This window comes from Caballeronia sp. RCC_10, assembly GCF_041360715.1.
GTDB lineage: Bacteria > Pseudomonadota > Gammaproteobacteria > Burkholderiales > Burkholderiaceae > Caballeronia > Caballeronia grimmiae.
In genome coordinates this window covers 80,313-102,329 of record NZ_JBFUPT010000003.1, presented here as the reverse complement: position 1 = coordinate 102,329, position 22,017 = coordinate 80,313, and the positions used below count along the sequence as shown (strand labels likewise).

The 22,017-nt window shown below is 63.4% G+C and carries 23 protein-coding genes and 1 tRNA gene; 9 read left to right on the top strand and 15 right to left on the bottom strand.

Going from position 1 to position 22,017, the window contains the following annotated elements:
• Positions 1-12: 12 nt before the first annotated feature.
• Both leuA and ybiB read right to left on the bottom strand, forming a co-directional pair.
• Positions 13-1,665, bottom strand: a complete 1,653-nt coding sequence (leuA, locus tag AB6804_RS08040; protein WP_370886019.1) for a 2-isopropylmalate synthase — start codon at positions 1,663-1,665, stop codon at positions 13-15.
• 444 nt (positions 1,666-2,109) lie between these two features.
• Positions 2,110-3,081 carry a DNA-binding protein YbiB gene (gene ybiB, locus AB6804_RS08035; protein WP_370886018.1) on the bottom strand — a complete coding sequence of 324 codons (972 nt, stop codon included), beginning with the start codon at positions 3,079-3,081 and terminating at the stop codon, positions 2,110-2,112.
• A 364-nt stretch (positions 3,082-3,445) separates the two neighbouring features.
• Here ybiB and AB6804_RS08030 point away from each other — a divergent pair, with 364 nt between their 5' ends.
• Genes AB6804_RS08030 through AB6804_RS08020 form a run of 3 tightly spaced genes read left to right on the top strand, consistent with a single transcriptional unit; the run spans position 3,446 to position 5,414 of the window.
• Positions 3,446-4,144, top strand: a complete 699-nt coding sequence (locus tag AB6804_RS08030; protein ID WP_370886017.1) for a fumarylacetoacetate hydrolase family protein — start codon at positions 3,446-3,448, stop codon at positions 4,142-4,144.
• Positions 4,141-4,785, top strand: coding sequence for a maleylacetoacetate isomerase (maiA, locus tag AB6804_RS08025; RefSeq protein WP_370886016.1), 645 nt, complete (start codon positions 4,141-4,143; stop codon positions 4,783-4,785). The genes AB6804_RS08030 and maiA overlap by 4 nt, the downstream gene beginning before the upstream one ends.
• Positions 4,782-5,414, top strand: a complete 633-nt coding sequence (locus AB6804_RS08020) for a LysE/ArgO family amino acid transporter (protein WP_035961809.1) — start codon at positions 4,782-4,784, stop codon at positions 5,412-5,414. Before maiA ends, AB6804_RS08020 begins: the two co-directional genes overlap by 4 nt.
• A 72-nt stretch (positions 5,415-5,486) precedes the next feature.
• Here AB6804_RS08020 and ftsY read toward each other — a convergent pair whose 3' ends face one another.
• Positions 5,487-6,728, bottom strand: coding sequence for a signal recognition particle-docking protein FtsY (gene ftsY / locus AB6804_RS08015; protein WP_370886015.1), 1,242 nt, complete (start codon positions 6,726-6,728; stop codon positions 5,487-5,489).
• 215 nt (positions 6,729-6,943) lie between these two features.
• Here ftsY and rsmD point away from each other — a divergent pair, with 215 nt between their 5' ends.
• From rsmD to AB6804_RS07995, 4 genes are all read left to right on the top strand, one after another.
• Positions 6,944-7,579 carry a 16S rRNA (guanine(966)-N(2))-methyltransferase RsmD gene (gene rsmD / locus AB6804_RS08010; protein ID WP_370886014.1) on the top strand — a complete coding sequence of 212 codons (636 nt, stop codon included), beginning with the start codon at positions 6,944-6,946 and terminating at the stop codon, positions 7,577-7,579.
• A 127-nt stretch (positions 7,580-7,706) separates the two neighbouring features.
• Positions 7,707-8,213, top strand: a complete 507-nt coding sequence (coaD, locus tag AB6804_RS08005) for a pantetheine-phosphate adenylyltransferase (RefSeq protein WP_035961806.1) — start codon at positions 7,707-7,709, stop codon at positions 8,211-8,213.
• Positions 8,214-8,349: 136 nt separating this feature from the next.
• Entirely contained in the window at positions 8,350-9,024 is a 675-nt protein-coding gene (locus tag AB6804_RS08000; RefSeq protein WP_370886013.1) for a hypothetical protein, read from the top strand.
• Positions 9,025-9,285: 261 nt separating this feature from the next.
• Entirely contained in the window at positions 9,286-9,543 is a 258-nt protein-coding gene (locus tag AB6804_RS07995; protein ID WP_035961803.1) for a YfhL family 4Fe-4S dicluster ferredoxin, read from the top strand.
• A 24-nt stretch (positions 9,544-9,567) separates the two neighbouring features.
• Here the strand turns inward: AB6804_RS07995 and hisC are convergent, their stop codons facing one another.
• The 8 genes from hisC to AB6804_RS07955 form a co-directional block, all read right to left on the bottom strand.
• Positions 9,568-10,638, bottom strand: a complete 1,071-nt coding sequence (gene hisC / locus AB6804_RS07990; protein WP_370886012.1) for a histidinol-phosphate transaminase — start codon at positions 10,636-10,638, stop codon at positions 9,568-9,570.
• A 21-nt stretch (positions 10,639-10,659) separates the two neighbouring features.
• Positions 10,660-11,262: an aminoacyl-tRNA hydrolase gene (gene pth, locus AB6804_RS07985; protein WP_035961801.1), complete on the bottom strand. Its 603-nt coding sequence runs from the start codon at positions 11,260-11,262 to the stop codon at positions 10,660-10,662.
• Positions 11,263-11,400: 138 nt separating this feature from the next.
• Positions 11,401-12,015, bottom strand: a complete 615-nt coding sequence (locus tag AB6804_RS07980) for a 50S ribosomal protein L25/general stress protein Ctc (protein WP_244793573.1) — start codon at positions 12,013-12,015, stop codon at positions 11,401-11,403.
• 148 nt (positions 12,016-12,163) lie between these two features.
• The gene (locus tag AB6804_RS07975; RefSeq protein WP_244793572.1) at positions 12,164-13,117 is read right to left on the bottom strand and encodes a ribose-phosphate pyrophosphokinase; all 954 of its coding nucleotides are present in this window, start codon (positions 13,115-13,117) and stop codon (positions 12,164-12,166) included.
• 48 nt (positions 13,118-13,165) lie between these two features.
• Positions 13,166-13,242 (bottom strand) — tRNA-Gln (locus AB6804_RS07970).
• A gap of 54 nt (positions 13,243-13,296) precedes the next feature.
• Complete coding sequence (gene ispE, locus AB6804_RS07965; protein WP_370886011.1) at positions 13,297-14,175, bottom strand: 4-(cytidine 5'-diphospho)-2-C-methyl-D-erythritol kinase; 879 nt, start codon at positions 14,173-14,175, stop codon at positions 13,297-13,299.
• Between the two features lie 22 nt (positions 14,176-14,197).
• Positions 14,198-14,833: a lipoprotein insertase outer membrane protein LolB gene (gene lolB / locus AB6804_RS07960; RefSeq protein WP_370886010.1), complete on the bottom strand. Its 636-nt coding sequence runs from the start codon at positions 14,831-14,833 to the stop codon at positions 14,198-14,200.
• The gene (locus tag AB6804_RS07955) at positions 14,833-16,689 is read right to left on the bottom strand and encodes a tetratricopeptide repeat protein (RefSeq protein WP_370886009.1); all 1,857 of its coding nucleotides are present in this window, start codon (positions 16,687-16,689) and stop codon (positions 14,833-14,835) included. The genes lolB and AB6804_RS07955 overlap by 1 nt, the downstream gene beginning before the upstream one ends.
• 85 nt (positions 16,690-16,774) lie before the next feature.
• On the opposite strand from AB6804_RS07955, the gene mutM reads away from it, so the two are divergent.
• Both mutM and mutY read left to right on the top strand, forming a co-directional pair.
• Positions 16,775-17,605 carry a bifunctional DNA-formamidopyrimidine glycosylase/DNA-(apurinic or apyrimidinic site) lyase gene (mutM, locus tag AB6804_RS07950; RefSeq protein ID WP_370886008.1) on the top strand — a complete coding sequence of 277 codons (831 nt, stop codon included), beginning with the start codon at positions 16,775-16,777 and terminating at the stop codon, positions 17,603-17,605.
• Between the two features lie 5 nt (positions 17,606-17,610).
• On the top strand, positions 17,611-18,672 hold the full coding sequence (gene mutY / locus AB6804_RS07945; RefSeq protein ID WP_370886007.1) for an A/G-specific adenine glycosylase: 1,062 nt from the start codon (positions 17,611-17,613) through the stop codon (positions 18,670-18,672).
• On the opposite strand, the gene AB6804_RS07940 is transcribed toward mutY, so the two are convergent.
• The 4 genes from AB6804_RS07940 to ptsN form a co-directional block, all read right to left on the bottom strand.
• Entirely contained in the window at positions 18,669-19,301 is a 633-nt protein-coding gene (locus AB6804_RS07940; RefSeq protein WP_035961792.1) for an LON peptidase substrate-binding domain-containing protein, read from the bottom strand. The genes mutY and AB6804_RS07940 overlap by 4 nt on opposite strands.
• A 30-nt stretch (positions 19,302-19,331) precedes the next feature.
• On the bottom strand, positions 19,332-20,228 hold the full coding sequence (rapZ, locus tag AB6804_RS07935; protein ID WP_035961790.1) for an RNase adapter RapZ: 897 nt from the start codon (positions 20,226-20,228) through the stop codon (positions 19,332-19,334).
• Positions 20,229-20,304: 76 nt separating this feature from the next.
• Complete coding sequence (gene hprK / locus AB6804_RS07930; protein WP_008351692.1) at positions 20,305-21,273, bottom strand: HPr(Ser) kinase/phosphatase; 969 nt, start codon at positions 21,271-21,273, stop codon at positions 20,305-20,307.
• Positions 21,274-21,456: 183 nt separating this feature from the next.
• The gene (gene ptsN, locus AB6804_RS07925; protein ID WP_035961933.1) at positions 21,457-21,912 is read right to left on the bottom strand and encodes a PTS IIA-like nitrogen regulatory protein PtsN; all 456 of its coding nucleotides are present in this window, start codon (positions 21,910-21,912) and stop codon (positions 21,457-21,459) included.
• Positions 21,913-22,017: the final 105 nt, after the last annotated feature.

The following is a 22,017-nucleotide window of genomic DNA, read 5'->3' as shown; positions in this document are numbered from 1 at the left end:
GCGCCGCGCCGGTCATGCCTCCACCGGCTCGTCCCGCCGCGCATCCTTCACGATCCGCCGCGACCGGTTCACCGCGCTGATGACGGCATCGACAACGGCGAGCGCCGGGTTCGCATGCACCGCGACGCCGAAGCGCATCGGCTCATCCGCGACGCGGCAGCCGACGAACACGGCCGTATCGCCGCTCGTTGTCTTCGTCGATTCGAACCAGTTCACGCTCGCCTCGACGCCCAGTGCCGAGGCAACCGCCTGCGCGTAATGCTCCTCGCTCGCCGCGCCGGACACGGGCGGCATCGCGATGCGCTCGCCGCACACTGACGCCGTCGCCGCATCGATCCGCGATACCGCGCCGCCCGCATCGAAGTATTCGCGCTTGAAAAGGGCGCAGATCGCGTCGCCGCTGATTTCCTCGCCCGATTCGTCCGCGACGGCCTGCACCGCATGGCTGAACTCGATCTGCACGCGGCGCGGCGGCGTAAAGCCCAGGCCGCGTTCAAGCAGATAGGTCGCGCCGCCTTTGCCGGACTGGCTATTGACGCGAATCATCGCGTCGTAGCTGCGGCCGAGATCGGCCGGATCGATCGGCAGATACGGCACTTCCCATACGCTGCCCGGCACGCGCTGCGCGAAGCCCTTGCGGATTGCGTCCTGATGCGAGCCCGAGAACGCGGTGAAGACGAGATCGCCGGCATAAGGATGGCGCGGATGCACCGGCAACTGATTGCATCGTTCCACGACGCGCCGCACGGCGTCGATGTCCGAGAAATCGAGGCCCGGATCGATGCCCTGCGTATAGAGATTCAGCGCGAGCGTGACGAGGTCGACGTTGCCCGTGCGCTCGCCGTTGCCGAACAGACAGCCTTCGACGCGGTCCGCGCCCGCGAGTATCGCCAGTTCCGCTGCGGCGACCGCCGTGCCGCGATCGTTATGCGGATGCACCGACAAGACGATGCAGTCGCGATAGCCCATGTTGCGGTCCATCCACTCGACCTGGTCGGCGAAGACGTTGGGCGTCGCGGATTCGACCGTCGCCGGCAGATTCACGATCATCTTGTGATCGCGCGTCGGACGCCACATTTGCGCGACCGCGTCGCAGACTTCGCGTGCGAAGGACAGCTCCGTCATGCTGAAAGTCTCGGGCGAATACTGATAGGTCCAGTCCGTGCCGGGCCGCGCCGCCGCGCATTCCTTGATGATGCGCGTGCCTTCGACGGCCAGCGCCTTCACTTCATCCCTCGACTGATTGAACACGATGCGCCGGAACGACGGCGCGATCGCGTTATAGAGATGCACGATGACCTTGCTCGCGCCTTCGACCGCCTCGAACGTGCGCTCGATCAGTTCGCGGCGCGATTGCACGAGCACTTCGATGGTCACGTCGTCGGGAATGCGCTTTTCGTCGATCAGCTTGCGCACGAAATCGAAGTCCGTTTGCGACGCCGACGGAAATCCCACCTCGATTTCCTTGAAACCCGTTGCCACCAGCATGTCGAAGAATTCGAGCTTCGCGGCGATGCTCATCGGCTCGATCAGCGACTGGTTGCCGTCGCGCAGATCGGTGCTCATCCAGATGGGCGCTTTCTCGATCGTGCGATTTGGCCAGCGGCGGCCATTCAGACGGACTTGCGGGAACGGGCGGTATTTCTCGGCGGGGTTCGGCATCATGGTCGTCGATCTCTCTTGGAACAGTCTGCGTAGCGCCTGCGAGAGGAACCGTGGCCGGCGGCTGGCCGGCTGCGGCGCGATGCACATGTTGCGAAGCCGCGCACACGGTCCCATTGCGCACCGGCGATGGTGACGCCTGCGACCAACGTGAACGTGCGCGAAGCAGCGTGCATTTGACCCTCGCGTTCTCGTTTCGCGGGATGTGCGAACGAAAAGCTGACGACTACAGGTGGTAAGGAAAGAAACTGCGGGAACTGCTGGGAGGACCGCGCGCCTGGCGACGCACGGCGCTACGTCTGGCGACTTACGCTAGACGTAGCGATAGGGGCCGCGCTAGGCGGCCCGAAATAATTCGGAGGGAGGAGGGCTGGGTGAAGCTCATTGGCTCACTTTAAACCAGCGTAGAAGAATGTGTCAAACGGCTGCTGATCTTTTTGCGGAAGCCTAAACCGGCCTGCGCACGATATCCGCGATGACTTCCACCTGACGCAAGACCGCCGGCGGCACGGCCACGTCGCCGCGCATCACGTCCTCGATCCAGCGCGCGGTGGTCGCGGCATCGAGCGATTCCGGCAGTTCGACGGCGGGCGCATCCGCTTGAGAACGCTCGGGAGACAGCAGCGTCTCGACGCGGCCGTCGTGGAACCAGTCGACTTGCACTTGCCGGCGTGTATCCGCCACCGCTTCGCCCTCGGTGCCGCGCGCAAGCAGTGCGCCGCCCTGCGCGGCATCGGGATGATCGGTGAAAAGGTCGGTCAGGCTGTCGCGGTACTCCGGATGCGTGTAGTTCACGAGGCGCAAGCCCGGCTCCGCGAACGGCTGGAGAATCTTGACGAGCGTGTGCGTCGAGTTGCGCACGCCCATGATGCGCCTGAGTGCGAGCAGGCGCGCCAGCTTCGGCGCGAGCGAGCTGACCGGCGCGAAAGCGAGCCGGCGGGATGCGAGACTATCCTCGATTTCATCCGGCGATGCCGCGTGCGGAATGCCCAACTCGGCGAAGATCGCGGCGCTCGTCACGCGGCCGGGATCGTCGACGACGCCGTGCACCAGCACCGGCACGCCTTCGCGGGCAAGCAGGAGCGCGAGCAGCGGCGTCAGATTCGGTTGCTTGCGCGCGCCGTTGTAGCTCGGAATCGATACCGGGCGTGCGTGATCGCGGCCCTCCTGCACATGCAGCGGCTCGAACGACCGGTGCGCCGCCGCGAGCATCGCGGCAAGCTCGGCGGCGGTCTCGCCCTTCACGCGATAAGCAAGCAGCACCGCGCCGAGTTCGAGATCGGAGACGCGGCCATCGAGCATGGCTTCGTAGAGCGAGTAGGTGTCGTCGCGGGAAAGCGCGCGTGCGCCGTTCGGCCCGCGGCCGATTTCCTTGATGTAGCGTGCGCAGGCGAAAGGGGAGGCTTGGGTGTCGTTCATCGGAAGCGTGCGCAAACGGGCGTTCAGTTCCGGGGTCGTGAGCGTCGCCGTCGCTAGGTTGAAGGTCCGGAAAGGACACTCGTATCGCATTTGAGCGTCGCTGGCAAGCTTTGGTGACCGTTCCGGCGGCGCGAAGCGGACGCGATGAACGGCCTTGCGCGGCGTTCCGAAGGATTGCCGAGGGGCCGGCGAAAGCTCGCGGACTCACGCCAGTCAAGGCTCGCCACGATTATCCGGCGCGCGTTACACTCGTTCTTCTCGCAGGCCGCGCGTTCCCGGGCCAGCATTCGAATAACAGCAACCGAGTTGCATGAGACCGGGGCGGCGCATGGCATTTCCGCTTCGCTCTCGACAGGAGAACAGGATGAGCTACGTGTTTCCCCCGGCGCCCGCAGTGACGGTGCCGGTCGCCGGATTGGACGAGCAGTTTCCCGTGCGCCGCATCTACTGCGTCGGACGCAACTACGAAGCGCATGCGCGCGAAATGGGCCACGATCCGGACCGCGAGCCGCCGTTCTTCTTCAGCAAGCCCGCCGATGCGGTGCTCTACGTCGCGCCGGGCGGCACGGGCGAATTCCCGTATCCGTCGCAGACGAAGAACCTGCACTTCGAGATGGAACTGGTCGCGGCCATCGGCAAACAGGGCAAGAACATTGCGGCCGACGAGGCGCTCGACTACGTCTATGGCTATGCGCTCGGTCTCGACATGACGCGCCGCGACCTGCAAGCCGAAGCGAAGAAGCTCGGCCGTCCGTGGGATACCGCGAAAGGTTTCGATCACTCCGCGCCGCTCGGCCCGATCCATCTGGTTTCGAAGGTCGGGCATCTGGAGAAGAGCGCAATCTGGCTGACGGTCAACGGTGAAGAAAAGCAGCGCTCGGACATTTCGCAACTGATCTGGTCGGTCGGCGAGACGGTGGCGTATCTGTCGACGCTCTTCGAACTGTTCCCCGGCGATCTCATTTTCACCGGCACGCCCGAAGGCGTCGGCGCGGTCGTCAAGGGCGATCTCTTGAAGGGCGGCGTGGAGGGCATCGGCGAATTTTCCGTGCGCGTCGTATGAAGCTCTACAGTTACTTTCGCAGCTCGGCGGCGTATCGCGTGCGCATCGCGTTGAATCTGAAGGGCCTCGGATACGACTACGAAGCCGTTCATCTGCTGCGCGACGGCGGCCAGCAACTGAAGCCGGAATACCGCGCGCTGAATCCCGATGGCATCGTGCCGACGCTCGTCGACGGCGACGACGTGCTGACGCAATCGCTCGCGATCATCGAATATCTCGACGAGACGCATCCCGAGCCGCCGCTTCTGCCGCGCGGTCCGTCGGATCGCGCGTTCGTTCGCTCGGTCGCGATGCAGGTCGCGTGCGAAATTCATCCGCTGGACAATCTGCGCGTGCTCAAGTACCTGAAGCATCAGGTGAAAGTGCCCGATGAAACGAAGGACGCGTGGTATCGGTACTGGGTGGAGACAGGCTTCGCATCGCTCGAAAAGCGACTCGCGAGCGACAAGCGCGTCGGCAAGCTGACCTTCGGCGACACGCCGACCATCGCGGATCTTTGCATCGTGCCGCAGGTCTTCAACGCGCGCCGCTTCGGCATCGACCTCGCGCCGTATCCGACGATCGAGCGCATCGCCGATAACGCGAATCAGCTCGACGCCTTCGAACGCGCGGCCCCCGCGCAGCAGCCCGACGCCGAATGACGGCTGCGGTGGCGGCAGGGGCGCTCCCGAGCTATCTGTCGGGCGCGGGACTCGGCGCGAGCCTCATCATGGCGATCGGCGCGCAGAACGCCTTCGTGTTGCGGCAAGGCTTGAAGCGGCGGCACGTCGGCATCGTCGTGGCGATCTGCGCGAGCATCGATGTCCTGCTGATCGCGCTCGGCGTCGGCGGAATGGGCGCGCTGATCGCGCGTGCGCCGGTCTTGATGGAAGTCATTCGCTGGGCGGGCGCGGTGTTCCTGTTCTTATACGGCCTGCGCGCTTTTCTGGCGGCGTGGCGCGGGCCGGGACATCTCGACGCATCCGATGGCGAAGCCCAGACGGCGCTCGGCGCGGCATCGACGGTGCTCGCGTTGTCGCTGCTGAATCCGCACGTTTATCTCGATACGGTGGTGTTGCTCGGCGGGATCGGCGCGCAACATGGCTGGCCGGCGAATGCGTGGTTCGCGGCGGGCGCGATGTGTTCGTCGGTCGTGTGGTTCACCGCGCTCGGCTTCGGCGCGCGCTTGCTGGAGCCGTGGTTTCGCAAGGACGTCTCGTGGCGCGTGCTGGATGTGATCGTGGGCTGCGTGATGTGGTGGATCGCGGCGGCGCTGGTGTTGTCGCGTTAAGCATGTCCTCGCGTCAAGCAAAAAGGGCGTTCTTGCGAACGCCCTTTTTTTCGGATGCTTTAGCCGGGAACCCTAGCCGAGCAGCGCGTCGGCGAATTCGCTCGCGCTGAACGGCTGCAAGTCTTCCACCTTCTCGCCGACGCCGATGAAGTAGACCGGAATCGGACGCTGCCGCGCGATGGCCGCGAGAATGCCGCCCTTCGCCGTGCCGTCCAGCTTCGTCACGATGAGGCCGGTCAGCCCGAGCGCGTCGTCGAACGCCTTCACTTGCGCGAGCGCGTTTTGTCCCGTGTTGGCGTCGATGACCAGCAACACTTCGTGCGGCGCATCCGGCATCGCCTTCGCGATCACGCGGCGCACCTTGCGCAGTTCTTCCATCAGATGCAATTGCGTCGGCAGACGGCCGGCGGTGTCGGCCATCATCACGTCGATCTTGCGAGCGCGCGCCGCGCCGACGGCGTCGAAGATGACCGCGGCCGCATCGCCGCTTTCCTGCGCGATGACCATCACGTTGTTGCGCTCGCCCCAGACCGTCAACTGCTCGCGGGCGGCGGCGCGGAAGGTGTCGCCGGCTGCGAGCAGCACCGATTGATTGAAGCTCTGAAGGTGCTTCGCGAGCTTGCCGATGCTCGTCGTCTTGCCGACGCCGTTGACGCCCGCGATCATCATTACGAGCGGCTGCGCGCGGCCGAGCATCAGCGATTTTTCGAGCGGACGCAAGAGGTCGACGAGCAGCGCACGCAAGGCCGCCTTCACTTGCGATGCGTCCGTCAGGCGCTCCGTGCGTACTTTCTCGCGCAGCGATTCGAGCAGGAACTCCGTGGCATCGACGCCGGCGTCAGACATCAGGAGCGCGGTTTCGAGCTCTTCGTAAAGGTCTTCGTCGATCTTCGCGCCGACGAAAATGCCGGTCAGGCTCGAACTCGTTTTGGACAGGCCGTGCTTCAACCGCGACATCCAGGATTTCTTCGCGGCGGCATCCGGCTCCGGCGGCGGGACGATTTCCTCGCTCGCCTCGTCGGTCTCGGGGCCGCGCACCCATTGCGACTGCGTGCGGCCTTGCCAATAGGGCTTCGGCGCTTCACCCGCGGGCGAGGCAGGCGCGACGGAGGTCGCGGTTTCCCCGGCGGGTTCCGGGTCGGCGGCGAGCGGCGCGTCGGCCGGAATCGCGGCGTCCACCGCGGGTTCGCGGTCCAGCTCCGCCTCGATGACGGGCGCGGACGCTTCTCCGTCCGCCGCTTCCGCTGTTTCCTCTGCGGACGTGTCGAGCGGCTCGTCAGCCGGCTTTTTGAATCGTTTGAAGAAGCTGAACATGGGTCTGTGACGATGAAGCGCGCGTCATTCGACGGCCTCGCGTGCATTCAAACGAACGCCGCGCGCGACGGCCCGCGCAGGAAGATGGAAGCCGGCTATTTTATCAGGCGTGGCCTGATGCGCTTGTGCGCTATCCGCCTGTGGTAACGTTGACTTTCATTACGCGCCGCGCGGTCAATGCCGGGCGGCGCGCGCCGATATCACCACTTCTTCTCATGCCCCGTTCCTCCGCTCCACGCTCATCCGCATCCGCCGCCTCCAACCGCGCGCCGTCGCGAGGCGGCAAGCCGCATACGATCCGCATCATCGGCGGAAACTGGAAACGCACGCCGCTGCCCGTGCTCGATCTCGACGGGTTGCGCCCTACGCCCGACCGCGTGCGTGAGACGGTGTTCAACTGGCTCGGGCAGGATCTGAGCGGACAACGCTGCCTCGATCTCTTCGCCGGCAGCGGCGCGCTGGGATTCGAAGCGGCGTCGCGCGGCGCGGCGCGTGTGCTGATGGTCGAGCGTAGCGGACGCGCCGCCGCGCAGTTGAAGGCGAATCAGGCGCGGCTCGATGCGCGCAACATCGAAATAGCCGAAGCCGATGCGCTGCGTCTCGCGGCCCGTCTCGCGCCCGGTTCGTTCGATGTGATCTTCCTCGATCCGCCGTTCGGCGACGAAGCGCTGCTTTCGCGCGCGCTCGAACTCGCCGCGCCGCTCGCTGCGGCCGATGGGGCGATTTACGTCGAATGCGGCGAGACGCTGGAACCGGGCAGCATCGACGCGTTGGCCGGCTGGAGCGTCGTTCGAGAGGGCAAGGCGGGAGCGGTCCGCTATCATTTGCTGCGTCGCCAAAATGAGGAATAATGCGCCTTCCTCGATCCGGCGCAGCGCGGGGAGCCGTGGCGCCTGCCGTTGCCGGCATCGATCGGGGAAGCGCGGAGAATAACGGTCGCAGCCAGCGGCCCAAAGGTAAATACAAGAGGAGGAGCTCATGGTTGTCGCCGTGTACCCGGGAACGTTCGACCCGCTGACGCGCGGGCATGAAGACATCGTGCGGCGCGCATCGAGCATTTTCGATACGCTGGTCGTCGGCGTGGCCGACAGCCGCGCGAAGAAGCCGTTTTTCACGCTGCAGGAGCGGCTGGATATCGCACACGACGTGCTCGGCCATTATCCGAACGTGCAGGTGAGCAGCTTCACCGGACTCCTCAAGGACTTCGTGCGAAAGAACAACGCGCGCGTGATCGTGCGAGGGCTGCGCGCCGTCTCCGACTTCGAATACGAGTTCCAGATGGCCGGGATGAACCGCTATCTGCTGCCCGACGTCGAGACGATGTTCATGACACCGTCCGATCAATATCAGTTCATTTCCGGCACCATCGTGCGGGAGATCGCGCAGCTTGGCGGCGATGTCAGCAAGTTCGTGTTTCCATCGGTGGAAAAGCGGCTGATGGACAAGGTCGCCGATGCGTTGCAAAACAATCCGACGACGCCATGAGCATGAAGTGCCGTTGAGTTGATGCGGGCGTGAAGTGTTGCGGTCGAGTTGAACTGACCTTGCGCCGTCGTATGCCGCGCGGAAAGCCGCTCGGTCTTTGTGGCTTTAACGGCTGGCCGCGCAAAGCATCGGCAAGTTGAAGAAAAAGGTACGTGGGATCGGCGGGGCGCGTCATTCAGGTGGTGGCTCAGACGGTAATAACCGCCCAAACCATGATGCACTTTCGCAAACAACCAGTAGTCGACATTCAACCATGTCCAACCTGCGTTTGCATGTCTTCGCGGTGCTCGGCACAGCGCTGATATTCGTACTGGCGCTCTGGGTGAATCAGGAGATTTTCACGCGTACGGAATTCGTGCGCGGTATCAACTGGGTTTATCTGCCATCCGGCGTCAGGCTTCTCAGCACCCTTCTGCTAGGCGGCGATGGCGCCCTGGGCTTGCTGCTGGCAAGCTGGCTCGTCAGCTTTTTCTATTTCTTCCCTCACGATCCGGTTCGCGCGTTCGCTGGCGGCATTATCGCGGCGTTGGCGCCATATGCCGTGTATCGGCTGGCGAGAGAGTGGTACGGATTGAAGGCTTCACTGTCGAATCTGACGGCGCAGCGCCTGCTTATGCTTGCGCTGGCTTATTCGATCGCTAATCCGCTCTTGCATCACATCTGGTTTGCGTTGCGTGGCGAGTCGCAGCATCTCGTCGGGGGATTCTTCGTCATGTTCGTCGGCGATTTCCTTGGCGCGCTCATTGTCCTGTATGCGGTGAAAATGATGCTTTGGCTTGTCAGGAAAAGTGCAGCGGCGCGCACCGGCTAGTAACGAAAGATCACGCGAGCATTGGCGAATTGCCGCGAAAACGAGAATCAGCGAAATCCAACCAACGGGCTAACGAGCGGAGCGCGTTCTTTCTCTTAAGAAGAAGTCGAATGCGTGTTGATGCGCAATGTTCGAATCGCTTAAGCCTCACCGCCTGTCAACGGTCAGCCAACAACGCTATCGGGAAAGAACACCGACCCACCGCCGAATTCCCGCCAGCGCTATAATTTATTGTTTTTAAACGAAAAGCCGGTAGCAGCAATGTCCCTGATCATTACCGACGAGTGCATCAACTGCGACGTCTGCGAGCCCGAGTGTCCGAACGACGCCATTTCGATGGGACCGGACATCTACGTGATCGATCCGAACAAGTGCACCGAATGCGTCGGCCATTTCGACGAGCCGCAATGCCAGCAAGTCTGCCCGGTGGAGTGCATACCGCGGGACCCCGCGCACGCGGAAACGCCCGAGCAGTTGCTGACGAAGTATCACGCGCTGATGGCGGCGAAGGGCGCGTAAGCCCTTGCGCAAGCGGATACGCGCTCAACCGCCAATAAGTGCCGTCAAAGCCGCGATGAGCGCATCGCATTCGGTGTCCGTGCCGATGGAAATGCGCAGATGCTGATCGATGCGCGGCATCGCGAAGTGGCGCACGAAGATTTCTTGCTGCTTGAGCGCGGCGGCGAGCGCAGCCGCATCGTGGGCCGGATGCTTCGTAAACACGAAGTTGGCCGCCGACGGCACCGACTCGAATCCCAACGACGCCAATCGCGCGATGAGCCGTTCACGGCTCGCCACGACCTTCGCGCAGCTTTCTTCGAACCACGCCTGATCCTGATATGACGCGAGCGCCGCCGCTTGGGCGAGGCGGTCGAGCGGATACGAATTGAAGCTGTCCTTCACGCGCGTCAGGGCGTCGATCAACGCTGCATCGCCGAATGCGAAGCCGACGCGCATGCCCGCCAGCGAGCGCGATTTCGACGTCGTCTGCACGACGAGCAGATTCGGATACGTGTCGACCAGCGACACCGCCGATTCCGCGCCAAAGTCCACATACGCTTCATCGATGATCACAGGCGAATCCGGATTCGCCTTCAGCAGCGCTTCGATGGCCGCGAGCGGCAACGCGCGCCCCGTCGGCGCATTTGGATTCGGCAGCAGCACGCCGCCGTTCGGCGCGCGATAGCCGTCGATATCGACGGCGAAGTCTGCATCGAGCGGAATCGTCTCGTACTCGATTCCGTACAGCTTCGCGTACACCGGATAAAAGCTGTAGGTGATATCGGCGAAGCGAATCGGCTTGTCGTGCTTCAGCAGCGCCTGGAACGCGTGGGCGAGGACTTCATCGGAACCATTGCCCGCGAAAACCTGCTCGACCCGCAAGCCGTGATGCGCCGCCACCGCTTCGCGCAGCGCGCGGGCTGTCGGGTCCGGATACTTGCGCAGCGATGCGCCGTCGCTTCCCAGTTCGCGGCCAATCGCATCGACGACGCGCGGCGACGGCGGATACGGGTTCTCGTTCGTGTTCAGCTTGATCGGGTGCGCCAGCGCGGGCTGTTCGCCCGGTACGTAGGGCGTCAGGCGGTGAACGATATCGCTCCAGAAACGGCTCACGGTCGGCTCCAGGTTCGTGTGTCAGGCATTGCGATGCAGGTTCATCATCGCGCGTTCGGTTTCGCCCGCGACGACGAAGGGCATGACGGCCAGCGCCCGTTCGATCGACCGATCGATGACATCCTGCTCCTCGCGTCGCGGCGGCTTCAGCACGAAGTTCGCGACATCCGGCTTGGCGCCCGCTCGCGCGCCTTCTGGAATCAGATCGCGCGGATGCCCGATGCCGATCCGGAGGCGCCAGTATTGCTGCGACGACAGGTGCGCGGAGATGTCCTTCAGCCCGTTATGGCCGCCGCTGCCGCCGCCGAGCTTCATCTTGACGGTGCCGGGCGGGAGATCGAGTTCGTCGTGCGCGACGAGGATCTCATCGGGCAGAATCTTGAAGAACTGCGCGACGGCAACCACCGATTGCCCGGAGCGGTTCATGAACGTCTGCGGCTCCAGCAGATGAATCTCGTGGCCGTGCAAACGTCCCTTGCCGTAATGGCCGTGGAAGCGCCGCTCGTCGCGCAACGTCGCGCCGGCGTCGCGCGCCAGTTGATCGACGAACCAGAAGCCCGCGTTATGGCGTGTCGCGGTGTATTCGGCGCCCGGATTGCCGAGGCCAACGATCAGCTTGATCATGTCGAATCATCGCGAGCCGCACGCCCGCTTCGTATAGTGCGAAAAAAACCCGCCGGGGCTTGCACACCGGCGGGTCACGTCGACCGTTCAGGAACGGATCGAGAGGATACTACAGCGTGCTTGCGAAGCCGCTATGCCTTAGGCAGCGGGCGTTTCGCCAGCAGCGTCAGCAGCTGCATCAGCTTGCTTCGCAGCCGGAACGGTCGCCGATGCCACCACCGGGTTTTCAACTTCGACGTGCGCCGTCAGCGCGACGCCCTTCGGCAGCGCGATGTCCTTCGCGTGCATCGTCTGGCCCGCTTCGATCTTGGCCAGATCGACTTCCAGGAACTCCGGCAGATCGCCCGGCAGGCATTCCACTTCCAGTTCCGTCGCGACGTGCGAGATGACAGCGCCCGCCAGCTTCACAGCCGGGTTCGTCTCTTGATTCATGAAGTGCAGCGGCACCTTCGTGTGCAGCTTCTTCGTCGCGTCGACGCGCTGGAAGTCCACGTGCAGCACGAGCTGCTTGAACGGGTGATATTGCACATCGCGCAGCAGAACTTGTTGCGTGCTGCCTGCGACTTCCAGGTCGAGAATCGACGAATGGAACACTTCCTTCTTCAGGGCGTGCCACAGGGCGTTGTGGTCGAGTTCGACCAGTTGAACGTCCGCTGCACCACCGTACACGATACCCGGGGTCTTGCCCGAGTTACGCAGGCGGCGGCTCGCACCCGTACCTTGCTTGCTACGCTCAAAAGCGACGACTTTCATGTGTGACTCCTTGATCTGCCCGCGACCAGGCAGGGAAACGGGGACCATCGATTGTGCGGTCCCAATACAAACGGCGCGAACCTTCGTCCGTTCGCGCCGATCATGCAAAAACGCGAAGCTCGAGCCTCGCGTTCCTTGCCAATACTTTTTAGCCTTCGGCGAAAAGCGACATGACCGAGTCGCCGCGCCGGATTCGGGAGAAGGTCTCCGCGAGCAGGCCCGCGCTCGACAGCGGCCGAATCTTCGGGCACGCCAGCGATTCCGCGGACAGCGGGATGGTATCGGTCACGACGAGTTCGTCGAGTTGCGATGCCGTGATGCGTTCCGCCGCGCCACCCGAAAGAACCGGATGTGTTGCGTAGGCGAAAACCTGCTTTGCGCCGCGATCCTTCAGCACTTGCGCTGCCTTGCAGAGCGTGCCGGCGGTATCGACCATGTCGTCCATGATCACGCAGGTGCGGCCTTCCACTTCACCGATGACGTTCATCACCTCGGCGACATTTGCCTTCGGACGGCGCTTGTCGATGATCGCGAGGTCGGTGTTCATCTGCTTGGCGAGTGCACGCGCGCGCACCACACCGCCGACGTCCGGCGACACGACCAGCAGGTGATCGTGATTCTGCTTGCGCAGGTCGCCAAGAAGAACCGGGGTAGCGTAGATGTTGTCGACGGGAATGTCGAAGAAGCCTTGAATCTGGTCGGCGTGAAGGTCCATCGTGATGACACGATCGACGCCGGCGATTTCCAGCATGTTCGCCACGACCTTGGCCGAGATTGCCACGCGCGCTGAACGCGGACGGCGATCCTGACGCGCATAACCGAAGTAGGGGATGGCTGCGGTGATCCGGCCTGCTGATGCGCGCTTGAGCGCATCGACCATGATCATGAGTTCCATCAGGTTATCGTTCGCCGGTGCGCAGGTGGACTGAAGAACGAATACGTCTTTGCCTCGAACGTTTTCCTGAATCTCGACCATGATCTCGCCGTCGGAGAAACGGCTGACCATCGCTTTGCCGAGAGGAATTCCAAGGATTTTGACGACTTCCTGAGCAAGCGCAGGATTTGCGTTGCCAGTAAAAACCATCAGGCCGTCACTGCTCATCGTGCACCTGTCTGCGGCTGGAGGCGAGAGGAAATGCTAGAGAAAGAATGGCAGGGGAGGAAGGACTCGAACCCTCGCATGCCGGAATCAAAATCCGGTGCCTTGACCAACTTGGCGACTCCCCTACACTCAACTTGAATCTTGCCGGGAAGTGTAGGACATACCCGACAAAACAAAACCTATGACGCGAAAGCGAAGAGAGGATGAGAATCCAGACTGCCTGTTACGACGCTCTTCCAGCTTGCCGGCAGTTTGGCTTGCGCCATCTCTGCTTCGGCTTGACTGGCAAAAGCAGCAAACACGCTTGCTCCAGACCCTGTCATTCGCGCCGGTGCGAGATTGGAAAACCACTCGAGCACCTTGGCAACTTCCGCGTACTTCCCTGCAACTACAGCTTGCATGTCGTTTCGACCGAAGCTGTCTGGCCAGTTTGTGTCTGACCTTTGCTGTGCAAGAAAGTCCGTAATTTTGGCGACTTCGGTGTTCCTTGTCAAGGCCTTTTCCGAAAAAATCGCTGCGGTCGGAACGTGAACGTCGGGAGTGACTACCAGGAAGAAACGTTCGGGCAGTTTCACCGCCTGAAGCGCCTCGCCAACTCCTTCAGCAAATGCATTTTGCCCGAAGACAAAAAACGGCACGTCCGCGCCGAGTTGCAGGGCGAGATTCTGCAGAGTTTCACGCGAAAGGTCAACTCCCCAAAGACGATTCAACGCCAAAAGAGTTGTCGCAGCGTCGGAACTCCCTCCGCCCAAGCCTGCACCCATCGGCAGGCGCTTGTCGATCTCCATCTCGACACCGTAACGGCTGCCCGTGTGTTTCTGAAGCAATCGCGCGGCCCGTACGACGAGATCGTCATCCTGCGCGACGCCGGGAACGTCCGTCTTGCGCGCGATGAGGCCATCATCGCGGCGGCTGAAGTGCAGCACATCGCCCCAGTCGAGCAACTGGAAGACCGTCTGCAGCGAATGATAGCCATCCGGACGCCGGCCTGTGATGTGAAGGAACAGGTTCAGCTTCGCGGGCGCGAGGCAGTCACGGATCGATTCGTTCGAAGACATGTGAAAAGCGGCGGATAGCGTGTTATTGGTCGAGCACGAGCTTGATGTCGAGCGGGGGCTCGTTGCGCGTGAGATTCAGGCGCTTGACGCCCGCAGCGGGCGCGTCGGCATAGGCCAGATAGTCGATTGTCCAGCCGTCCTGCCTGATTTCCTTAGGACGACCGTTGGACGATTCGGCATCGAGCGTCGTTTCGGCGCGCGATGTCGGTGCAGCGGACGGCTGCAGCCAGTAACGCAAGCCTTCGACCGGCAGCGCGAAACCGAGCGTGTTCTGCATCAGGTCCGATACGTTGTCCGCATTGACCGGCTGACGATTCGGCAATTCGAGCGTGGCCAATGACGGCGACGACGTCACGATCGCCATTGTCTGCCCGAGCGGATTGCGCAGCTGGAGCGTGACCGTATCGCCTGTTTCCTGCCAGTCGAAGTTGCCGTAGGCGTTGCGCTGAACGCCGTTCTGGTCGTTGTACTGCACCGCGAAGCGTCCGTGATACGCACGGCTCGTCTGCGTCGTGAGTGACGTCGATGCAGCCGATGTGCTCGGCAAGCGCGGCTGAATCGCACAGCCGGACAAGACGAACGCGGCCGTCGCCGCAAAGCCGAGCGCGATGCGGCGCGCGGTATGACCGCGCGAGCCGGCGAAGAAATCGAATGCCATCAAAGGTCGTTCACCTGGAGTCGTTTTAGCGTTTTGACGAGCGTGTCGTTATCCGGCTCGAGCTTTTGCGCCTGACGCCACGTGGCGCGCGCCTGGTCTTGCTGACCGGATCTCCATTGCACTTCGCCGAGGTGCGCGCCGATTTCGGCATTCGGCTGGAGATCATAAGCATTCTTGAGGATTTTTTCGGCCTCGGCCGAGTTGCCTTGGCGGAAGCGCGCCCAGCCCAGACTGTCCATGATGAACGCGTCGTTGGGCGCAAGCGCGGCAGCTTTCTCGATCAGCTGCACGGCTTCATCGAGCCGCTGATTGCGATCCACCAGCGAGTACCCGAGTGCGTTGTACGCCTGCGGATTCGCCGGCTGCGTGCGCATCAGCGTGCGCAATTGCGTTTCCATCACGTCGAAATGGCCGTTCTTCTCCGCGGCCATCGCGTAGTCGTAGATGAGGTCGGGATCGTCGGGAAACGCGGCGACGGCCTTCGCCAGATTCTCCTCGGCTTCCTTGTAGCGATGCGCTTCGAACAGAAGCGCGGAATCCGTACGGGCGAGGAGTGCGAGTTCGCGCGGATCCGAGCTTTGCAGGCTGCCGATCAGCGCACGCGCTTCGTCGACCTTGCCTTGCCTGGCGAGCAATTGCGCGCGCGTGACCTGCGCGGGCAAGTACTGCTGACTCGTGCGCGGAATCTTGTCGAGCCATTGGCTCGCGGCCGCTTCGTCCTTCTGTTCCAGCGAGAGTTGCGCGAGATAGATGTACGCCTGTCCCGGATCGCCGCCCGGCGTGTTTTCGGCGCCCTTCGCGTATTGATTCAGATAGTCCCTGGCCTTATCGAACTGCTTCTTCTGAATGTTGATGAGGGCCAGCGCCATCAACGGCGTCAGGTCCTTCGAATCGTTCTTGCGCATGATTTCGAACTGCTTCTGCGCGTCGTCGAGCCGGTCGGACGACAGATACAACTGCGCCAGCGCGAGCCGCGCATCATGCGACTTCGGGTTCTTGTCGAGATATTTCTCGAACGAAGCGATGCCCTCGGCGCGCTCCTGCGGTCCCATGCGCGCAAGCGTCAGCGCCGCGGGCAGATAGTCCGGCCGAAGCTGCAACGCCTTTTCGAGCGATGCCTTCGCGCCCGGCTGATCGTCCGCAAGCAATTGCTGGCGAGCCAGCGCGAGTTGCGCTTCGGGACGGTCCTGATCGTTTGCGATCAGATCCTTCAGCACATTGAGGCCGCCGACGCGGTTCGGGCCTCGCGAGAGCAAGCTCTGCAGCGAGAGAATGGCTTCACCGCGCTGCTCAGGCGATACCTTCGCGAGTTCGCGTTGAAGCGTAGGCTTCGCGTCGTCCGGCTTGCCCGACACGATCAGAAGCGACGCGCTCAATTGCGCCGCGCGCTCCGAATGCGGCGCGAACTGCTGCCACACTTGCGCGGACGTGAGCGCATCGTTGGGACTTTGCGCGGCGATGGCGATTTCCGTCGCGCGCTGCGCGAAGCGGGGATCGTGCGTGTCGCGGGCGAGCGAGAGATACGTCTGATAAGCGGGCGCAGGCTGCCCGCGCTGCAACGCGACCTCAGCCGCCAGCACCTGAAACACGATCTGGCTGGACATCGCGACGTTCGGCAGGTCTTGCTGCTCGGAACCGCTGACCGGCGCGGTCAGCGCGTCGGCGGCGGTCTGGGCGGCGGCATCGTCGTCGCTCGGAACGGGCGTCGCGTTGAGCGACTGCGCATGAGCAGGCGCGAACGCGAGTGCGGCCATGGCGAGCGTCACCGCACCGGCGACGCGCGACATTGGCATGGCGAACGATTGCGCCAAGCCGGTCTGACGCTTCGTAAACAGCTTCATGACGAACGAGTTCATGGAAATCCAGACGATGTTTCAGTCGATTGTAACGCGGTGGCTAAAATACCGGCACACTCGCCCCAGCAAGTCTCTCTCCAGGAAAATGCCCGAACTGCCGGAAGTCGAAGTCACCCGACGGGGAATCGAACCCTACGTCGCCGGAAGGCGCGTCGAGCACGTCGACGTGCGCACGCCGGCGCTGCGCTGGCCCATCCCGCCGCATCTTGCGAAGACGCTCGCAGCGTTGAAGATCGAAAAGGTCGAGCGGCGCGGCAAGTATCTGCTGTTCGAAACGGCGGAAGGCTGGCTCATCGTCCATCTCGGGATGACCGGCACGCTGCGTGTGCTGCGCAACGTGCCGCGCCCGCCGGATGCGGCGAAGCACGACCACGTCGATCTGATCTTCGACGACTTCATCCTGCGCTTTCGCGATCCCCGCCGCTTCGGCGCGATCCTGTGGCATCCGCGCAGCGATGGCGACGTGCTCGATCATCCGCTGCTCGCGAGTCTCGGCGTCGAGCCGTTCTCGCCGGAGTTCTCGGGCGCGGTCCTGTTCCGGGCGACGCGCGGGCGCAAGGTATCGGTGAAACAGGCGCTGCTGGCCGGGGATATCGTCGTGGGCGTCGGGAACATCTATGCATCGGAGAGCCTGTTTCGCGCGGGCATCCGGCCGACGACCGCAGCGGGGCGCATCTCGCTCGTGCGCTACGATCTGCTCGCCGACGCGGTCCGCGCGACGCTCGCCGCGGCCATCGAGAAGGGCGGCAGCACGTTGCGCGATTTTGTCGGCAGCAACGGCGAGTCGGGATACTTCCAGCTCGACTACTTCGTCTATGATCGCGCGGGCCTGCCGTGCCACGTATGCGGCACGGCGATCAGGCAAATCGTTCAAGGGCAGCGGTCGACATACTTCTGTCCGCGCTGCCAACGCTAACTTCCATGCTCGCACTCAAAGATTTCTCCACCCGTCTGATCGCGTGGCAACGCATTCACGGCCGGCATGACTTGCCGTGGCAGAACACGCGCGACGCGTATCGCATCTGGCTCTCGGAAATCATGCTGCAGCAGACGCAGGTTTCGACGGTCATCCCGTACTACGCCCGCTTTCTCGAACGGTTCCCGACCGTGACCATGCTCGCCGATGCCCCCATCGACGACGTCATGGCGCTCTGGGCCGGCCTCGGTTATTACTCGCGCGCGCGCAATCTCCATCGATGCGCGCAGGTCGTCGCCCATGAGCATGGCGGCGCGTTTCCGGAAACCGTCGATGCGCTTGCGGAACTGCCGGGCATCGGCCGGTCGACGGCTGCGGCGATCGCATCGTTCGCATTCGGTGCGCGCGCCACCATCCTCGATGGCAATGTGAAGCGCGTGCTTGCGCGCGTGTTCGGCGTGGACGGCTTTCCGGGCGAGAAGCGTGTCGAAAACGCGATGTGGACGCTGGCGGAATCGCTGTTGCCCGACGCCGCCGAAAAGGAAGACGTGACCGCCTACACGCAGGGGCTGATGGATCTCGGCGCGACGCTCTGCGTGCGCGGCAAGCCGGATTGCGCACGATGTCCGTTCGCACCGGATTGCGTCGCGAACGTCGAGGGAAGGCAGCGCGAACTGCCAGCCGCGCGGCCGAAGAAGGCGGTCCCGACGCGCAACACGTGGATGCTGGTGCTGAAGGACGGCGATTCGATCCTGCTCGAGAAGCGTCCGCCGACGGGCATCTGGGGCGGCTTGTGGAGCCTGCCCGAAGCGCCCGACGAAGCGGCGCTCGTGGCCGTCGCGCAGAACTTCGGCGGGGAAGCGCATCTGGAGCGCCTCGCTCCGCTGTCGCACACGTTCACGCACTTCAAGTTGCAGATCGAGCCTCGGCTCGGGCAAGCGAGCGGCGCGCAGGCACAGGCGATGGACGCGGCTACGGTCTGGGCGCCGTTATCGCGCATCGATTCGTTCGGCGTTCCCGCGCCTGTGCGCAAGCTGCTCGACGCGCTGACCGGCTCGCTGATCTAAAGCAGTTGATGATGCTGCATGTAGTGATGCACCACGTCGATGCGCGCGCCGGCATCCAGCAACTCCATCAGCTTTTGCCGGGCGCGCATCGGAATCGGCAGGATTTCGGCGAGGCGATTCGATACCCACGTGGGGTCGTCGAAGAGAAAGGGTTCGACGAACGGCAGGTTTTGCGGCTCGCGCGTCTTGATCGTCTCGATGATCCGCTCCAGCACTTCCGCGCACGCGCCGAACTTTGCGAGCGCCTCGGCGCCCTGCAGCGGCCGGTCTTCCCCGTATAGCTCCGCCGTGCCGACGAGCAGATTGCTAGGCTCGACGCGATGCGTGATCAGCTGGAAGCGCTCCGTTCCGCGAGCCTGCACGAGCAGAAGCCCGAAGGTGTCGACGTCGCATTCGGTGATTTCCGCGAGGCACCCGACGGTTTCGGGCACCGAAGGATCGCCCGGCGAGGCGACTTCATGCCCGCTCTTGAGCAGACATACGCCGAACGGCGTGCCTTCGCGCAGACAGGCGCGCGCCATGTCGAGATAACGCGCCTCGAATATCTTGAGCGGCAGCAGGCCGCCGGGAAACAGGACGGTGTGTAGCGGAAACAGCGGCAAGTCGGCTAGAACGGGATTCGAGGACATCGCGCCCCTCCAGGGTGACCGCAAGCGCGATCAGTTTTGCATGTGCGTCGCGCTCTCGTCCACGGGGATGGGCGCATCACGATGCCGCACGATCACGTTTGCCTGCGCGCGAAAGCGCGCGGCAAGCGCCTCCGCGATGTACACCGAACGATGCTGCCCGCCCGTGCAGCCGATCGCGACCGTCAGATAGCTGCGGTTGTCGTCGCGAAAACGGGGCAGCCATTTGCCGACGAATCCGCCGATATCGTCGATCATTTCGCCCACCAGCGGCTGCGCGGACAAATAGTCGATGATCTGCTGATCGCGGCCCGTGAACGGGCGTAGCTCGCGATCGTAGTAGGGATTCGGCAGCGTGCGCACGTCGAAGAGAAGATCAGCGTCGAGCGGCACGCCGCGCTTGAATCCGAACGATTCGAACATCAGCGTGAGATCGGCGGCGTCCGTTTCGACGAAGCGTTTCACCCATGCGCGCAGCACGTTCGCGCGCAGGTTGCTGGTGTCGATGTGATGGCCGTATTCGGCAAGGCCCGCGACCAGTTCGCGCTCGCGTTCGATCGCTTCGCCGAGCGAATTCAACACGCCGACGCTCGCATCGTGCACCGGCGGACCGGACAGCGGATGACGGCGGCGCGTCTCCGAAAAGCGCTGAATCAGCGACTGCGTGCTCGCGTTTAGGAACAGCACGCGCAGGTCGTAGGCGCTCGAAAGATTGTTGATGATCGCCGGCACTTCGTCGAGCGAGAGACTCGAGCGGGCGTCGATGGCGACGGCGAGCCGTTGCTGCCCTTCGCTCGCGAGATACGCGGCGAGTTCGGGCAGGAAGCGCGGAGGCAGGTTGTCGACGCAGTAGTAACCGCCGTCTTCGAGCGCGTTCAGGGCGACGGACTTGCCGGAGCCGGAAATGCCTGTGATCAGGATGATACGCATGGGATTGTGCTCGTTCGCTTTATCTTAGCACCGGCATATATCCGTTTCCGGCGCGGCTCCATCCGGGCCGCGCGGGTCAGATCAGTTTGCCGGGAAACTGGCTGTCCGGGTCCTGCATCGCGAGCCGTTGCCGATCCATGAAGTCGCGCAAGGTATCGATACCGCGCAGTTGCAGGATGGTATTGCGCACGGCCGCCTCGACCAGCACAGCAAGGTTGCGGCCTGCCGCGACCTGAATCGTCACTTTGCTGATCGGCAGCCCGAGCACATCGACCGTCTGGCTCTCGAGCGGCAAGCGCTGGAATTCGCCGTCCGGACGACGCACGAGCTGCACGATCAGCTTCAGCTTCATCTTCCGGCGCACGGCGGTTTCCCCGAAGATCGTCTTGATATCGAGCAGGCCGAGGCCACGCACTTCCAGCAGATTCTGCAGCAGGGGCGGGCAGCGTCCTTCGACGAAATCCGGGCCAAGCCGCACGAAATCGACGGCGTCGTCGGCAACCAGGCCGTGGCCGCGGCTGATCAGTTCGAGACCAAGCTCGCTCTTGCCGAGGCCGGAATCGCCGGTGAGGAGCACGCCCATCCCGAGGATGTCGATGAACACGCCGTGCAGCGTCGCACGCGGCGCGAGGATGCGCGACATGTACGCGCGCAGGCTGTCGATAACCGCCGCCGCCGACATGCGCGTCGTGAAGAGCGGCGTCGACGACCGCGTGCAGCGAAGCACGAGTTCCGGCGGCGCGCCCACTTCGCCCGCGACGACCAGAAACGGCGGCTCCAGCGCGATCAGCTCGGCCATGTGGCGCGAGCGGTCTTCGTCGGACTGGCGCTGGTAGTAGTTGATTTCGGCGTCGCCGAGCACCTGAATGCGGTTCGGGTGAATCAGGTTCAAGTGGCCGACGAGGTCGGCGCTCGATGTCGCGTTCGCCACGGTCTCGCTCGAGAAGCCGCGTTCCCAGCCTTCATGCCCGGTCAGCCAGCTAAGCTTCAGAGCGGCGGCGTTGTCGTCGAAAATACTTTGGGCGTTGATGCTGGACGTATCCATGAGGCCGGGACTCCGTTGGAAGCCGGGAGCAGCCTTCGCGTGTCGGAACGGTTTGCACCGATTCGCCGCATGGCGCTGCTTTTGACCGATTGTGCCGCAGAAGCACCGCCTGCGCGAGACGCCCGTGCGCGACGGGCGGCGCGGGGCGTGCGTCGGATGCGTTGTTTGCCAGTGTGTGCCCGATCAGGGCTGCCATTGCGTGAGGACCTGATACAGCGCCTCACGATTTTCTTCCTTGTGCAGACGCTCGCGCGCCTCACCGTCGGAGAGCAGTTGCGCGATCTCCGAGAGGATTTCCAGATGCTGCTGCGTGGCCTGTTCGGGCACGAGCAGGAAGATCAGAAGCGACACCGGCTGGCCGTCCGGCGATTCGAACGCCACCGGCTCCGCCAGACGCACGAACGCGGCGAGCGGCTGCTTCAGCCCTTTGATGCGGCCATGCGGAATGGCGACGCCTTCGCCCAGGCCGGTCGAGCCGAGGCGTTCACGAGCGAAGAGGTTGTCGGTAACGGTACTGCGGGCGATGCCGTTCTGGTTCTCGAAGATCAGGCCCGCTTGCTCGAATACGCGCTTCTTGCTTGTAACGGACAGTCCGAGAACCACGTTCTCGATGGGAAGAAATTTGGCTAAACGATTCATGTTGGCAGGCTGATGCGTGGCCTGATAGCTCCTCATCGTGGCTGCTGTCTGAAAGCGCTCACGGCGATGATGAAACAAAAGGTGCGCTTGGCGGCGTTCCCTGCA

What these genes read in the sequence shown, in the direction of transcription:
- leuA (WP_370886019.1), bottom strand. Translation starts at nt 1,665, where the DNA reads ATGATGCCGAACCCCGCCGAGAAATACCGCCCGTTCCCGCAAGTCCGT.
- ybiB (WP_370886018.1), bottom strand. Translation starts at nt 3,081, where the DNA reads ATGAACGACACCCAAGCCTCCCCTTTCGCCTGCGCACGCTACATCAAG.
- AB6804_RS08030 (WP_370886017.1), top strand. Translation starts at nt 3,446, where the DNA reads ATGAGCTACGTGTTTCCCCCGGCGCCCGCAGTGACGGTGCCGGTCGCC.
- maiA (WP_370886016.1), top strand. Translation starts at nt 4,141, where the DNA reads ATGAAGCTCTACAGTTACTTTCGCAGCTCGGCGGCGTATCGCGTGCGC.
- AB6804_RS08020 (WP_035961809.1), top strand. Translation starts at nt 4,782, where the DNA reads ATGACGGCTGCGGTGGCGGCAGGGGCGCTCCCGAGCTATCTGTCGGGC.
- ftsY (WP_370886015.1), bottom strand. Translation starts at nt 6,728, where the DNA reads ATGTTCAGCTTCTTCAAACGATTCAAAAAGCCGGCTGACGAGCCGCTC.
- rsmD (WP_370886014.1), top strand. Translation starts at nt 6,944, where the DNA reads ATGCCCCGTTCCTCCGCTCCACGCTCATCCGCATCCGCCGCCTCCAAC.
- coaD (WP_035961806.1), top strand. Translation starts at nt 7,707, where the DNA reads ATGGTTGTCGCCGTGTACCCGGGAACGTTCGACCCGCTGACGCGCGGG.
- AB6804_RS07995 (WP_035961803.1), top strand. Translation starts at nt 9,286, where the DNA reads ATGTCCCTGATCATTACCGACGAGTGCATCAACTGCGACGTCTGCGAG.
- pth (WP_035961801.1), bottom strand. Translation starts at nt 11,262, where the DNA reads ATGATCAAGCTGATCGTTGGCCTCGGCAATCCGGGCGCCGAATACACC.
- AB6804_RS07980 (WP_244793573.1), bottom strand. Translation starts at nt 12,015, where the DNA reads ATGAAAGTCGTCGCTTTTGAGCGTAGCAAGCAAGGTACGGGTGCGAGC.
- AB6804_RS07975 (WP_244793572.1), bottom strand. Translation starts at nt 13,117, where the DNA reads ATGAGCAGTGACGGCCTGATGGTTTTTACTGGCAACGCAAATCCTGCG.
- ispE (WP_370886011.1), bottom strand. Translation starts at nt 14,175, where the DNA reads ATGTCTTCGAACGAATCGATCCGTGACTGCCTCGCGCCCGCGAAGCTG.
- lolB (WP_370886010.1), bottom strand. Translation starts at nt 14,833, where the DNA reads ATGGCATTCGATTTCTTCGCCGGCTCGCGCGGTCATACCGCGCGCCGC.
- AB6804_RS07955 (WP_370886009.1), bottom strand. Translation starts at nt 16,689, where the DNA reads ATGAACTCGTTCGTCATGAAGCTGTTTACGAAGCGTCAGACCGGCTTG.
- mutM (WP_370886008.1), top strand. Translation starts at nt 16,775, where the DNA reads ATGCCCGAACTGCCGGAAGTCGAAGTCACCCGACGGGGAATCGAACCC.
- mutY (WP_370886007.1), top strand. Translation starts at nt 17,611, where the DNA reads ATGCTCGCACTCAAAGATTTCTCCACCCGTCTGATCGCGTGGCAACGC.
- AB6804_RS07940 (WP_035961792.1), bottom strand. Translation starts at nt 19,301, where the DNA reads ATGTCCTCGAATCCCGTTCTAGCCGACTTGCCGCTGTTTCCGCTACAC.
- rapZ (WP_035961790.1), bottom strand. Translation starts at nt 20,228, where the DNA reads ATGCGTATCATCCTGATCACAGGCATTTCCGGCTCCGGCAAGTCCGTC.
- hprK (WP_008351692.1), bottom strand. Translation starts at nt 21,273, where the DNA reads ATGGATACGTCCAGCATCAACGCCCAAAGTATTTTCGACGACAACGCC.
- ptsN (WP_035961933.1), bottom strand. Translation starts at nt 21,912, where the DNA reads ATGAATCGTTTAGCCAAATTTCTTCCCATCGAGAACGTGGTTCTCGGA.